The sequence below is a fragment of the Pseudomonas chaetocerotis genome, from assembly GCF_015712105.2.
Classification (GTDB): Bacteria; Pseudomonadota; Gammaproteobacteria; order Pseudomonadales; family Pseudomonadaceae; genus Aquipseudomonas; species Aquipseudomonas chaetocerotis.
On the sequence record NZ_JACFYX020000003.1, the window covers coordinates 197,219 to 210,143 of the forward strand.

17 protein-coding genes are annotated in these 12,925 nt (G+C 64.5%); 10 read left to right on the plus strand and 7 right to left on the minus strand.

The window, feature by feature from the left end; all coding sequences use genetic code 11:
- The first annotated feature begins 33 nt into the window (after positions 1-33).
- The 3 genes from H3221_RS07170 (at position 34) to H3221_RS07180 (ending at position 1,722) form a co-directional block, all read left to right on the plus strand.
- Positions 34-519, plus strand: coding sequence for a YbaK/EbsC family protein (locus H3221_RS07170; RefSeq protein WP_196473492.1), 486 nt, complete (start codon positions 34-36; stop codon positions 517-519).
- A gap of 63 nt (positions 520-582) precedes the next feature.
- A complete protein-coding gene (locus H3221_RS07175) occupies positions 583-1,251 on the plus strand; it encodes a YciC family protein (protein ID WP_196473491.1) in 669 nt (222 codons plus the stop codon).
- A gap of 33 nt (positions 1,252-1,284) precedes the next feature.
- The gene (locus H3221_RS07180) at positions 1,285-1,722 is read left to right on the plus strand and encodes a VOC family protein (RefSeq protein ID WP_160017152.1); all 438 of its coding nucleotides are present in this window, start codon (positions 1,285-1,287) and stop codon (positions 1,720-1,722) included.
- A gap of 9 nt (positions 1,723-1,731) precedes the next feature.
- Here H3221_RS07180 and H3221_RS07185 read toward each other — a convergent pair whose 3' ends face one another.
- From H3221_RS07185 to H3221_RS07195, 3 genes are read right to left on the minus strand one after another with little or no spacing between them, the layout of a single operon-like run.
- Positions 1,732-2,475 (minus strand): substrate-binding periplasmic protein, encoded by a 744-nt coding sequence (locus H3221_RS07185; RefSeq protein WP_196473490.1) that lies wholly within the window; start codon positions 2,473-2,475, stop codon positions 1,732-1,734.
- Complete coding sequence (locus tag H3221_RS07190) at positions 2,475-3,320, minus strand: SDR family oxidoreductase (protein ID WP_196473489.1); 846 nt, start codon at positions 3,318-3,320, stop codon at positions 2,475-2,477. The genes H3221_RS07185 and H3221_RS07190 overlap by 1 nt, the downstream gene beginning before the upstream one ends.
- 32 nt (positions 3,321-3,352) lie before the next feature.
- A complete protein-coding gene (locus H3221_RS07195; RefSeq protein WP_196473488.1) occupies positions 3,353-3,592 on the minus strand; it encodes a CDGSH iron-sulfur domain-containing protein in 240 nt (79 codons plus the stop codon).
- A gap of 90 nt (positions 3,593-3,682) precedes the next feature.
- On the opposite strand from H3221_RS07195, the gene H3221_RS07200 reads away from it, so the two are divergent.
- Entirely contained in the window at positions 3,683-4,774 is a 1,092-nt protein-coding gene (locus H3221_RS07200) for an endonuclease/exonuclease/phosphatase family protein (protein ID WP_196473487.1), read from the plus strand.
- A 94-nt stretch (positions 4,775-4,868) separates the two neighbouring features.
- The gene (locus H3221_RS07205; protein WP_196473633.1) at positions 4,869-5,603 is read left to right on the plus strand and encodes a substrate-binding periplasmic protein; all 735 of its coding nucleotides are present in this window, start codon (positions 4,869-4,871) and stop codon (positions 5,601-5,603) included.
- A 4-nt stretch (positions 5,604-5,607) separates the two neighbouring features.
- On the opposite strand, the gene H3221_RS07210 is transcribed toward H3221_RS07205, so the two are convergent.
- The 3 genes from H3221_RS07210 to H3221_RS07220 are packed head-to-tail and all read right to left on the minus strand — an operon-like array spanning position 5,608 to position 9,086.
- The gene (locus H3221_RS07210) at positions 5,608-6,414 is read right to left on the minus strand and encodes a TlpA disulfide reductase family protein (protein ID WP_160017147.1); all 807 of its coding nucleotides are present in this window, start codon (positions 6,412-6,414) and stop codon (positions 5,608-5,610) included.
- Positions 6,415-6,421: 7 nt separating this feature from the next.
- Complete coding sequence (hrpB, locus tag H3221_RS07215; RefSeq protein WP_196473486.1) at positions 6,422-8,956, minus strand: ATP-dependent helicase HrpB; 2,535 nt, start codon at positions 8,954-8,956, stop codon at positions 6,422-6,424.
- Positions 8,922-9,086, minus strand: a complete 165-nt coding sequence (locus tag H3221_RS07220) for a hypothetical protein (protein ID WP_196473485.1) — start codon at positions 9,084-9,086, stop codon at positions 8,922-8,924. Before H3221_RS07220 ends, hrpB begins: the two co-directional genes overlap by 35 nt.
- On the opposite strand from H3221_RS07220, the gene H3221_RS07225 reads away from it, so the two are divergent.
- The 5 genes from H3221_RS07225 to H3221_RS07245 all read left to right on the plus strand — a co-directional run bounded on the left by H3221_RS07225 (position 9,085) and on the right by H3221_RS07245 (position 12,019).
- Complete coding sequence (locus tag H3221_RS07225) at positions 9,085-9,504, plus strand: polyribonucleotide nucleotidyltransferase (protein WP_196473484.1); 420 nt, start codon at positions 9,085-9,087, stop codon at positions 9,502-9,504. The genes H3221_RS07220 and H3221_RS07225 overlap by 2 nt on opposite strands.
- A gap of 4 nt (positions 9,505-9,508) precedes the next feature.
- Positions 9,509-10,390, plus strand: coding sequence for a cation diffusion facilitator family transporter (locus tag H3221_RS07230; protein ID WP_196473483.1), 882 nt, complete (start codon positions 9,509-9,511; stop codon positions 10,388-10,390).
- A gap of 364 nt (positions 10,391-10,754) precedes the next feature.
- Positions 10,755-11,234 carry an Lrp/AsnC family transcriptional regulator gene (locus tag H3221_RS07235; RefSeq protein WP_004424680.1) on the plus strand — a complete coding sequence of 160 codons (480 nt, stop codon included), beginning with the start codon at positions 10,755-10,757 and terminating at the stop codon, positions 11,232-11,234.
- A 90-nt stretch (positions 11,235-11,324) separates the two neighbouring features.
- Positions 11,325-11,543: a DUF2788 domain-containing protein gene (locus H3221_RS07240; protein ID WP_003240295.1), complete on the plus strand. Its 219-nt coding sequence runs from the start codon at positions 11,325-11,327 to the stop codon at positions 11,541-11,543.
- Positions 11,544-11,626: 83 nt separating this feature from the next.
- On the plus strand, positions 11,627-12,019 hold the full coding sequence (locus H3221_RS07245; protein WP_074679218.1) for a globin: 393 nt from the start codon (positions 11,627-11,629) through the stop codon (positions 12,017-12,019).
- A gap of 217 nt (positions 12,020-12,236) precedes the next feature.
- Here H3221_RS07245 and H3221_RS07250 read toward each other — a convergent pair whose 3' ends face one another.
- A complete protein-coding gene (locus tag H3221_RS07250) occupies positions 12,237-12,857 on the minus strand; it encodes a pseudouridine synthase (RefSeq protein WP_196473482.1) in 621 nt (206 codons plus the stop codon).
- Positions 12,858-12,925 lie beyond the last annotated feature (68 nt).

Below are 12,925 nucleotides of genomic sequence, written 5' to 3' on the forward strand. Positions count from 1 at the left end.
CCCTGGCGCGGCGCAGACCCTATCCTTGCCGCCATGACGCCTCTACAACTGCTTTGCCAGCGCAATCTCGAACTGCTGCAACGCCTGGATATCGCTCATCGACTGGTCGAACACGAGCCGGTGCTGGATTACCCCACCGCTCACGCCGTACGCCAGCGTTTTGGGCTGCGCGGCGTGGAGAGCAAGAGCCTGTTCCTGCGCATTGGGCCGCAGAGATACACAATGATGATCAGCGTCGAAGGCGCCCGCGCCGACTGGGCCAGGCTCAAAACGCTGCTCGGTAGTCGCCCGCGCATCGCCAGCGACGAGGAACTGATCGAGCGCACCGGCTGCGTGCCGATGTGCGCCTGTCCGTTCGGACATGACGCCAGCATCACCCTGCTGATCGATCGTGCGGTGCTGGCCTGCGACTTTTTGCTGTATTCACCCGGCCCGCCCGAGCTGACTCTGGAAGTGCCTGGTAACGAACTACCGCGTCTGCTCGCTGCACTGCCCAACGCGCAGCTGGAGTACCCTTGAACTCATTCGACTGCCCCGGCGAACGGCTACAGCGCCCACGCCCACACACTTGGTAACCTGCCGATGAAGCCTCTGTCCGTCCTGCGCGACGCCTGGTTTTTCTCCAGCCACAACCTGCTGGCAATTGCCCGCCTGACCCTGCCGCTGTTGCTGCTCGAAGCCATTGCCCAGACGATCCTCGCCGCCCAGCTCGGCGAAGGTGCCAACCCGGCCTATGGCGTGCTACTCGGCATCCTCTTCTACCCGCTGTATGCCGCGCCGCTGATTCTCTTCCTGCATGCGCGCAGCATCGGCCAGACGCCCAGCAACGCGCCGCTGTTCGCGGCCGGCCTGCAACTGTGGCCAGCCTTCGCCCTGATGACCGGATTGAGCACCCTGGCAATCATGCTCGGTCTGTCGCTGTTCATCGTGCCGGGCATCTGGATCATGATGCGCCTGGCCTTCTCCGAACTGATTCTGGTACTGCGCCAGGAGCCGCCGCTACGCGCGTTGCAGGCCAGCTTCACGCTGACCGAAGGGCGCTTCTGGCCGGTGTTCGCCTGCCTGGCCAACGTGCTGGTGCCGCTGTGGCTGCTCGACTGGTGGACGCAACCGAGCCAGAGCGACACCCTGCTATGGGTGCTGCATCAGACCGGCAACGGTTTCCTGCAACTGTTCGCCATCGTGGTGCTATTTCGCCTTTTCATGTTGCTCGAACCGCAGCAAGCGGCGAATAGCGAGAACAGTGACTAGGCTTGCAGCTTTGGCCCAATCAAGGAGAGCGCCATGAGCGAAACGAATCCCAGCATCCTGTCCCACGTTTCCATCGGCACCAATGACTTCGACGCTGCCAGCGCCTTCTACGCCAAGGTGCTGGCCACTCTCGGTTGCCGGGAAATCATGCGCCATCCCGGGGCAGTGGCCTTCGGCCGCGAGTACCCGGAGTTCTGGGTGCAGACGCCGATCAATGGCCAGCCGGCGACGCTCGGCAACGGCAGCCACTTCGGCTTCGTCGCCCCGGACAAGGCCTCGGTACATGCCTTTCACGAGGCGGCGCTGGCAGCCGGCGGCACGGACGAAGGCCAGCCAGGCCCGCGCCCGGACTACGGCGAGCCGTACTACGGTTGTTTCGTCAGGGACCTCGACGGCCACAAGATCGAGGCGGCTTACTGGGATATGGAGCTGATGTACGAGCTATACGTCGAACCACACGATCATGGCTGACAGGGCCTGCTATTGATGCGCCACCACCACTTGGTAACGCCGAGCCGCTCGCGCTACCCAACCCTCGCGTAGCAGGGTCTCCAGCGCAGCCGCAAGTTGCGGCAGACGCTCCAGGCGCTGACGGGAAAAACCGATGTAGAGATCGGTGCGCGCCTCGGGACGGTAGGCAGCCTTGACGATGCGACCGCCCAGTTCGGGGGTCAGCAAGGCGTAGTCGACCTGGCAGTCGGTGCCCACCAGCACGTCGATACGACCGCGCACGAGCATCTGCAGCAACTGGCTCTCGTTACTGACACCGACCTTGTTCAACGCCTGATCGCCATCGAACGGCTGGAAGTACACCGACTCCAGCACATGGCCGATGCGCAGCCCGCGAAGCTTCTCGTAGTCATCCAGGCGCGTGGCCAGCACCGGATTGGCGTAGAAACGCGGCGAACACGCGTAGTACGGCGCATCCAGATACTGGATATAACGCTCACGCTCCGCCGTCCTGGCCAGCCCGGTCATCAGGTCGGCCTTGCCCTGCTCCAGCGCAGCCAGACCTCTCGCCCAGGGCGCCCGCTCCACGTCGAAGCGCAGCCCGGTGCGCCGTGACAGTTCGGCCAGCAGATCGATATCCAGCCCCTGCAACTGACCGTTCTCGCCTTCCATGCGAAAGGGCGGCCAGAGGTCAGTGATCACCCGCAAGGGTTCGCCTTCGCCAGCACGGCACAGAGGCGCCAGGATCAGCAGTGCGAGCAGCCAGAGGCGCATCAATTGCGCCCCGAACGCTGTGGCCGCAACCCGGAAAGCCGCGGCAGCAGCACCCGCTCGAACAGCCTCGGGAAGAAGCGCGCCAGCACCCGAGCGCGCCAATCGACGTTGGACAACACCAACAGACGCCGACGCTTGAGCGCCCCATGGTAGATGGCCTCGGCGACATCCTGCGGCGAAGCCACCTTGCCCATCGCCAAGGGTGGCTGGGCGGCCACCGAGCCGTCACCGACCAGGGCATTCTTGCGCAGATCAGTCGCGGTAAAGCCAGGGCACACCAGCATCACGTTCACACCCGAGCCCTTGAGCTCAAAGCGCAGTGTCTCGAATAAACCGTGCAGCGCGTGCTTGCTGGCGTTGTAAGCGCTGCGATAGAGCAACGGTGCGATACCAGACAACGAACTGAGCACGATGATCTGTCCGCCCCGAGCAATCAGGCTGGGCAGCGCCGCCTGGGTGCAGTGAAGCGCACCGAAATAGTTGACCGCCATGACCCGCTGGAAGACCTCCAGACTGGTCTCGGCGAAGGTGCTGCGATGGGTGATGCCGGCATTGTTGATCAGCACGTCGATGCCGCCGAAACGTTCCACCGCCAGCGCCACCGCGCGCTGCACCGCCTCGGCGTCAGCGACGTCGCAGAGCAGGCCCAGAGCCTCAGCGTTGTGATGATCGGCCAGGTGCTGCACCAGGCTGTCCAGCGAGGCCTGCTGCAGATCGAGAATCACCAGCCGCGCACCGGCCTGGGCCAGGCGCATCGCCAGGGCGCGACCGATGCCGGCACAACCTCCCGTGATGAGTACGACCTTGCGGTCGAACACCTTGTTGGCGAATACCTTGCGATACATGCGTTGCTCCCGCTGCGCTGGCCTCGCCGACACTACAACCTGTTATGGCTACCATCGCAACAGGGTGGCGTGGCCGTGTGCTTGCAGCCACAGAAAAATACCCGTTCGGCGCGCTTGGCATGGTACTTCTGTGGCGTCAGCCCGCTGCCCTTGTGGCTGCCATCGCAGAATGGCTGACTGGCGCTGTGCCCGCAACGGCACCAGAAATAATCCCGCCCGGCCTCCACATCCACCGCGTAGGGGCCACGCTGGGCGATCAGCGGCTGGTTCATCGCAACCTCCCGGCAGGATCGCGCATGCCTGGGCCGACAGGCCGCAGTCAGGTATCCTCGCCTCCTTCCAGCATAGCCGCCCGTTTCGCCATGTCCCTGCCCCGCCCGCTTCGTCTGCTCCTGCTCATTGTGCTGCCATTGCTCGCGGTGCTGATTGCGCTGGTCTACAGCCTGACCTGGCGCCCACTCCCCCGTGAGGAGGCAGCCGTGTCATGCAGTGGCCAGGTCGCCCAGCTGCAACCCGGTCAGGCACTCAAGGTGATGACCTGGAACGTGCAGTACCTGGCCGGCAAACGCTATGTATTCTGGTACGACCTGCCCGGCGGCGATGGCCCGGATGAGCGCCCGAGCAGCGCCGATCTGGCTGTCACCCTGGATGAAGTGGTGCGCGTGCTGCGCGACGAACAACCGGATGTCGTGCTGCTGCAGGAGCTGCACGACAACGCCAGGGCCAGCGACTACCAGGATCAGCTGGTCCTGCTGCAGGCGCGCCTGAGCGACCTTTACCCCTGCAGCACCCAGGCGTTCTACTGGAAGGCCGGCTTCGTCCCGCACCCGCGCATCCTCGGCAGCGTCGGCATGAAGCTCGGTACCCTCAGCCGCTTCCAGATAGCCCGCGCCGAGCGCCTGCAACTGCCCATGCTGGAAAGCGACCTGCTTAGCCGTCAGTTCCAGCTCAAGCGCGCCCTGCTGGTCAGCTACCTGCCGATTCGTGGCGGCGACGAACTGGTCGCGATCAATACCCATTTCGATGCCTTCGCCCAGGGCGCGGACACCATGCAGCGCCAGGTGGAGATGAGCGACGGCCTGCTCCAGCAGCTGCAAAACAGCGACAAGACCTGGGTGCTGGGTGGCGATCTCAACCTGCTGCCGCCCGGCCAGTTCCAGCATCTGCCGGAGGATCAACGTAGCTGGTACGCAGCCGACAGCGAACTGCAGGACCTGGCCCAGCGCTACCCGATGATCCCCAGCCTGCAACAGGCCAGCGGCGAGGATCAGGCCAGGTGGTACACCCATTACCCCAATGATCCCGCCGCCAGCGGCCCGGATCGCACCCTCGACTACCTGTTCTACAGCCCGCGCCTGACGCCCTTCGCCAGCCAGGTTCGCCAGCGCGATACCCTGACCATTTCCGACCATTTGCCGGTGATCGGTCGCTTTTTCCTGCCAAGTCAGGAATAAACGTGCAGAACTGGACAAGTCCACCGCGACGTGTCCATGCTCATGGGGCACCACTCGATAACAACAAATGACGGCCAAGAGCCGCAATACCCGGATGCCAAGACGCTTCTGCCTGATATTCATCGTCCTGCTATGGCTGCACGCCGCTCATGCTGCCGAGGCCAGGCAACGCGTTCACGTGGGTTACTACGAGTTCCCGCCCTATTCCTATACCGACGCGCAAGGCCAGCCCAGCGGCTCGGGCCTGGAGCTGGCCGCGCGCCTGCTCGGCGAGGCGGGATACCAGGCAGACTTTCGCTCCTACCCCGGTGCCCGCCTCTACAGCGGTCTGCGCGACGGCAGCATACATATCTGGGCCGGCGCCTCAGGCAAGCCGGAGCTGACCGAGCACACCCTCGAAGGCAAGCACCTGCTGGGGGAGATCACCCTCAACCTGTATTTTCGCCATGACACACCTGCGCCGCGCATTCCGGATGATCTGCAGGATCGCGGGGTGATCCTGATCACCGGCTACAGCTACTGGCAGGACGTCAATCAATGGCTGGAAGATCCGGCGCGCAATATCACTCATCACCGTACCGCCAACCACACCTCGGCCCTGGAAATGCTGGTGCGCCGACGCGGCGACTACCTGCTGGACTATCAGGCCCCCGTCGAACAGGCCAAACGCGCACTGGGCATGGTCGACCTGCCCTTCGTCGAGGTACAGCGCTTGCCGCTGCGGCTGATCCACTCCCGTCATGCGCCTGATGCCGAGCGCCTGCGCGAGGAGCTGGATCGGGTGTATCAGCAATTGCAGGATGCCGGCGAGGATCTGTGGCTGAATTGACGCTTCAATCTTCCCGCAATCGGGCCAGTGCCCGCTCCAGACTGGCATGTGACAGCTCGCCCAGGTGACTGCCGACCTGTCGGCCCTCGGCGTCGTAGAACAGCGTGGTGGGTAAGGCCCGCGAGCCCACCAACTGACCCAGCTGCACCTGCTCGTCGAGCAGCAGGTTGTCCAGGCTCAGTTGCTGCGCGGCGAGGAACTCATCCACCAGCGCAGCGCTTTCACCCTGGTTGACGAACAAGATGGTGATAGCCGCCTCACGTTGTTGCGCCTGCATCAACACCGGCATCTCGCGCCGACATGGCGGGCACCAGGTCGCCCACAGGTTGATCACCAGCGGCTGACCGGCGTAGTCACGCAGGTTCACCGGCTCACCCTGCATATCCCGCACCTGCAGACCGGGCAACCGCGTGCCCTGCTCAAGCGCATGCAACATCAGGTTGCCGCCGAGCCACAGTGCCAGCCCGACGCTCATCGCCACCCCCAACGGCCGACGCAATTGTGCGTGACGCCAGAGATACCAGGCACCCAGCGCCAGCCCTGCGAGCACGCCTGGCCAGGCGATGAAACCACCATCGCGGATATCCACCACTCGCCAAGGTTCATCGCGGTAATACTCGGCATACAGCAGCACGAACGCCAGCCGCGCCACCAGCAGCCCCAGCATGAGCATCCGGAACAACTGACTTTCCGGATTGCAGCCGTGACGACGACCGATCAACCAGCCAACCAGTGTGGCCAGCAGCAGGCTGCCAAACAGCAGCACATGGGATACACCAAGGGCCAGGGGCCCGACATCCAGGGTCAGCATCGACTTCTCATTTTCTCGGTTTGGCCCGTGCGGTGGGCTCGGCAATCAGCGGGTCATCCGGCCAATAGTGCTTCGGATAACGCCCCTTGAGATCCTTCTTTACATCCAGGTAGGTATTGGCCCAGAAGCTGGCCAGATCCTGGGTCACCTGCACCGGCCGCCGCGCGGGTGACAGCAAGTGCAGTTTGAGACCGAGGCGGCCACCGGCGATGCGCGGCGTGGCGGCCAGGCCGAACAGCTCCTGCAGGCGCACGGCGAGCACCGGTGGGTGCTCCGTGTAGTCGATGGCGATGCGTGAACCGGACGGCACGTTCAGCGCACGCGGCGCCAGCTCGTCGAGGCGCTGCGGCAACGGCCAGGGCAGCAGCGTCTGCAGGATCGACGGCAGGTCGAGGTTGGCGAAGTGGCTGAGGCGATTGACCTTGCCCAAGAAGGGCGTCAGCCACTGTTCGAGGCTGGCCAGCAGCGCGACATCGGACAGGTCCGGCCATTCGCTTTGCCCTTGCTGTTGGATGTCCAACTCGCGCAGCAGCGCCACTCGCGCCTGCCACTGCCGCAGCTCGGGCGTCCAGGGCAGCAGCTCCAGGCCCTTGCGCCGCACCAGGCCGACCAGCGCACGGCTGCGCGCGTCCTCTTCCAGCGCAGCCAGCGCCCGGCGTTCCAGCACCAGTTCGCCGACCTTGCGCTGGCGCTCGGCGCGCAACACGCCTTCGCGCTCGTCCCAGTCGAGCACGTCCAGCGCCTCGACCTGCTCGGCGAGCTCACGCTCGAACAGCGCCGGGTCGAGATCGGCGGCGAGGTAGATGCGCTCCTCACGCTGGCCCTGGCGGCTGCCCAGATCAGCGACCACCAGCCATTCGTGCTTCATCAGGGCATCGGTTTCACCGAACTGCGCGGCGCGACCATTGGCCAGGCGATAGTCGGTGCCACCGGCGCGGCGCTGCTGAGCGATGCGATCCGGGTAAGCGAAGGCCAGCAGACAGCCGAGCCAGCGCGGGTGCTCGGGGTCGCTTACGGCCTGGGTCACCGGCCGGCCCTTGAGCAGGCCCTGAAACTGCTTCGCCAGTTGCCGCGCCCTCTGCACGCCCCCTTGGGCCGAGCGCACGGCGCGGCTTTCGCCACTAAGCAGCGCCAGACGACTGTGCAAGTCTGCGCCACCGCCGCGCAGGATATCGCGCTCGGACAGCAGCGCCGCCAGGTCGCAAGCCAGCGCACCGAGGCCTAGCGCCTGGCCCCGCAGCAGCAGATGGGCGATGCGCGGGTGACTCGGCAGCTCGGCCATGGCCTGGCCGTGGGCATTGAGCGAACCACGCTCGTCCAGGGCGCCGAGTCGGCCGAGCAGCTCGAGCGCCTGGGCGTAGGCAGCCGGCGGCGGTATATCGAGCCAGCTCAGCTCCTGTGGCGTCACGCCCCAACGCAGCAGTTGCAGGGCCAACCCGGCCAGATCAGCCGCAAGGATTTCCGCAGTGGAGTAGGCACTGAGCTGCTCGTGCTGCGCCTGCGACCACAGCCGATAGCAGGCACCCGGCTGCAGGCGGCCGGCACGCCCCGCGCGCTGGGTGGCGGAGGCGCGGGAAATGCGCTGGGTATCGAGCCGCGTCATGCCGCTGGCCGGGTCGAAACGCGGCACCCGCGCCAGGCCAGCATCGATGACTACCCGCACGCCGTCGATGGTCAGACTGGTCTCGGCGATGTTGGTGGCCAACACCACCTTGCGCTTGCCCGCGGGCGCTGGCTCGATGGCCGCGCGCTGGGCGGACAGATCAAGCTCGCCATGCAGCGGACAGAGCAGGATGTCGTCGCGACCGCCCAGGACATCCCCCAGTTGCTCGGCCACGCGGCGAATCTCGGCCTGCCCCGGCAGGAACAGCAGCAGGCTGCCCGGCTCGTCGGCCAGCGCCTGCTGCACCGTCTGCACCACGCGCGGCTCGATCCACTCACCGGGCGCCTGCGGCGAGCCCCAGCGAATATCCACCGGAAACATGCGCCCTTCACTGCGCAGCACCGGCGCATCGCCGAGTAGCGCGGCCAGGCGCTCCCCTTCCAGCGTGGCGGACATCAGCAGCACCTTGAGCGGCGTCTCGCCGCTGTCCGTACCGCGAAACATGGCGCGGCCATTGAGGGTCAGTGCCAGGGCCAGATCGGCGTCCAGACTTCGTTCGTGGAATTCATCGAAGATCACCAGGCCGACGCCGTCCAGCGCCGGATCATCCTGCAGACGACGGGCAAGAATGCCCTCTGTGACCACCTCGATGCGCGTGTTCGGCCCTACCTTGCTGTCCAGACGAATGCGATAGCCGACCGTCTCACCCACCTGCTCGCCCAGCTCGCTGGCCAGACGCTCGGCAGCGGCGCGGGCCGCCAGGCGACGCGGTTCGAGCATAAGGATGCACTGCCCGGCCAGCCAGGGCGCATCGAGCAGTGCCAGCGGCACGCGGGTGGTCTTGCCGGCGCCGGGTGGCGCTTCCAGCACCACTTCGTGGCGGGCGCTCAGCGCATCGCGCAAATCAGGCAGCAGCGAATCGATAGGCAGGGTGTTCATGATTTCTCCACAGCAAGCCGGCGATTATAACGGCGAACCGCCTGTCAACTTGCTGGTCTGAAACAGCGCCCTGCAGTTTTGCAATCATCGCCTTGGTATAGTTGCGCCACTTTTTTCTGGAGGTGCTCATGCGCACGAAATCCCGCGTTATTGTCGGCGTTGTCGCCGCTACCCTGCTCGCTCAACTGAGCGCCTGTGGCTCGATCTTCTACCCGGATCGGCGTGGCCAGATCGAAGGCCGGATCGACCCGGTAATCGCCGGAGCCAACGCCATCGGCATCCTGTTCTACGTGATTCCGGGCCTGATCGCCTTCGCCGTGGACTTCGCCACCGGCGCCATCTACCTGCCCGAAGGCCAGACCGTTCAAGTCGACCCGCAGCAGCTCAAGCAACTGATCGGCAAAGACGGCAAGGTCGATCAGTACGCGCTGAAGACGCTGATCGAAACCAGCACCGGGCACCAGCTGCCATTGGACGACCCGCGCCTGATCCAGCACAGCGGCAGTGCTGAGCAACTGGCCGCCTACGGCCTGCGCCCGGCTGCCTGAGTCCATGCACAACCCGCAGCATGCCAGGCTGATGCGCCTGGCCACTCGCGCGGCGCTGACCGTAGCGCTGACGCTGGTGCTGGCCAAGGCGATTGCCTGGTGGTTGAGTGGTTCGGTCAGCCTGCTGGCCGGCCTCACCGATTCGCTGCTCGACAGCGCCGCCTCGCTGATCAACCTGATCGCCGTGCACTTCGCCCTGCGTCCTGCGGACGAGGATCACCGCTATGGCCACGGCAAAGCGGAAGCGCTGGCCGGTCTGGCCCAGGCGCTGTTCATTGGTATCAGTGCCATCCTCATTGGCCTGCAAGGCATCGAGCGTCTGCAAGCGCCACAGCCGCTGGAGGCCGAAGGCCTCGGCATTGCCGTCATGCTGCTGTCGTTGGCGCTGACTGTCGCGCTGTTGATGTTCCAACACAAAGTGGTGCGCGAGACCGGCTCCACCGCGATTCATGCCGACTCGCTGCACTACCGCTCCGACATCCTGCTCAACAGCAGTATTCTTATCGCCTTGCTGTTGACCCGTTTCGGCTGGCCGCAGATGGATGCGATCTTCGCCATCGGCATCGCCTTCTACATCTTCTGGAGCGCCATCAGCATCGTACGCGGTGCAATCGGCGTACTGATGGATGAAGAACTCCCCAGCGAAACCACTCGGCATATGTACGCGCTGGCCAATGCCGTCCCCGGCGTGCTCGGCTCCCATGACCTGCGCACGCGTATTTCTGGTACGCGCTGGTTCGTCCAGTTGCACCTGGAGCTGCCGGGCGAGATGAGCCTGTCCAACGCACACGCGCACTGCGAGGCCGTGGAAAAGGCGATCCATGAACACTATCCACGCGCCGAAGTGCTGGTACACGCCGATCCGTCGGAAGTGGTCCGACACTGATCTCGATGCCCTCCCCTGCCTTTCAGTGATCCTCAAGCAGCAAAAATCACAGGCAATAAAAAGGGGCCTTGCGGCCCCTTCGGGAAATCTGTCCGGTGCTGGCGATGCTGTCGCCGCTTTCGTCGCCCGCCTGGTTGGGCAGTGCGGACCCGGGTGCCGGTGCGATCCGGTAGGACCGTCGGCGCCGGCTCACCTGGTTGGGCGAGGCCGGTAGGACTTGTCGTCCGGGCCGTGAAACTGAGAGAAAGCTTACGCCTTGAGCAGCGAAATAAGATTGCTAAGATTGCTTACAAAATTACCAATTGCGCAATTAACAACTAAAGGAGCACCATCTAGCGCAATCCAGTAATGAGCCAGTAGAAAAATGGACAAACTTGACCGTTACGACCTGAACATTCTCGCCGAATTGCAGCGCAACGCTGCCCTGTCCAACCAGGAGCTCGCCGAGCGCATTGGCCTTTCGCCCTCGCCTTGCTCGCGTCGGGTCAAGCAATTGGAAGACGACGGCTACATCACTGGCCAGGTCGCCCTGCTCGACCGCAAGAAGCTTGGCCTGAGCCTGACCGCCTACGTGCTGATCGGCATGGACCGGCATACACCCGAGCGCTTCGAACACTTTCAGGATGAAATCCGCAAGTGTCCCGAAGTGCTGGAGTGCTGCCTGGTGACCGGGATGGACGCCGACTACCAGCTCAAGGTGGTGGTACCGGACATGGATCATTACCAGAAGCTGCTGCTCGGCACCCTTACCCGTATCGACGGCGTTTCCAGCGTGCGCTCGAGCTTCGTGCTGCAGCAGATTCTCTCCAGTACGCAGTTGCCCTTGCAGCACCTGCGCGACTGAAAGTCGCAGGGTGAAGCGGATCATGCCGCGCTTCAGGTCAGGGCGCGTATAATTCCCGCCCTGCGTTTTCCGTCCGAATCATGAGGCAGCATGGAAACCGAACAATTTGAAGCGTTGATGATGTACGTCCTGGTGGGCGGCCTGATGCTGTTCATGTTCTTCATCATCTGGGACCTCGCGAAGAAGTCCAAGGCGGGTCGTCTCGGCACCGCCATCCTGTTCCTCGGCCTGGGCCTGTGCCTGTTCGCATTCCTCGCCAAGCCGATCATCACTTACATCATCGAGACCGCGCGCGGCATTCACGGTTGAACGACCGCAGTAACCTGCGCTACATCTGATCGCCTCCTGGCCATCGTCTCGATGCGACCTGCCGCCTACTCAAGGAGTTACACATGAGCGCCGCCAATCTGGTGATGCAGAGCTATGGACGCTGCTGCGCCAGCCCCGATTTCTTCGACAGCTTCTACCGCCACTTCCTCGCCAGCTCGCCGCTGATCCGCGAAAAGTTCGTCGACACCGACATGGGCGCGCAAAAGCAGCTGCTGCGCCAGGGCATTCTCAACCTGGTGATGCACGCCCGCGGCATGCCCGACACCAAGCTGCGCGCCCTCGGCGAATCGCACTCGCGCCAGCACCTGGACATTCGCCCCGAACTCTACGACCTGTGGCTAGACGCGCTGCTGCTGACCATCAGCGAACACGACAAGGAGTGCGACGCAGACGTGCGCCAGGCCTGGCGTGAAGTGCTGAACAAAGGTATCGCCGTGATCAAGGCCGGTTATTGATTCAGGTCATGTCGCCAGGGCTCCGGCCCTGCGACAAAACGTCCGCTGCGCGGTGCGCCTCACTGATCACCGCGGGCGCCGCCATTCTCCCCCTATACCCGTCCAGCGGCGACACGGGAACTATCGGCGTAAACCTGGTGCGCGCGGCGCCCCCTACAGGGACACCGCCGGCCGTAGGGTGCGCCGTGCACACCAACTTCGCCCGCAATGACGCCCCCTATGGCAATAACGCCGGCACCTCGCGCCACTGACCGGGCGGCAATCCGTCCAGACGCCAGGGGCCAATGGCCACGCGCACCAGACGCAGGGTCGGCAAACCGACGGCGGCAGTCATGCGCCGCACCTGACGATTGCGCCCCTCGCGAATCACCAGCTCCAGCCAGGCCGTCGGCACGCTCTTGCGAAAGCGTACCGGCGGGTTGCGCTCCCACAGCTCGGGCTCGTCCAGCCGTCGAGCTTCGGCCGGTAGGGTCGGGCCGTCATTGAGCGTCACGCCAACGCGCAACTGACGCAGTTGCTCATCGCTTGGCTCCCCCTCCACCTGCACCCAATAGGTCTTCGGCAGCTTGTGTTTAGGGTCGGCGATACGCGCCTGCAGGCGACCGTCATTGGTCAGTAGCAATAGCCCCTCGCTGTCACGATCCAGACGCCCGGCCGGATAGACGCCAGGCACGTCGACGAAATCCTTGAGCGTGGCGCGGCCCTGGTCATCGTTGAACTGGGTGAGCACGTCGAACGGCTTGTTCAATACCAGCAGGCGCGGCTGGGCAGGCGGCGCCTTGGCAACGCGCCGGGGAGCGGCAGTACGGTGATTGGCAGGTAGACGCGGGCGAGACATGCGGCGGGCTTCGATGGAACTGGGCCGCGCAGTGTAACCCACGATAAGCGCCGCTGATGGTGCTTCCA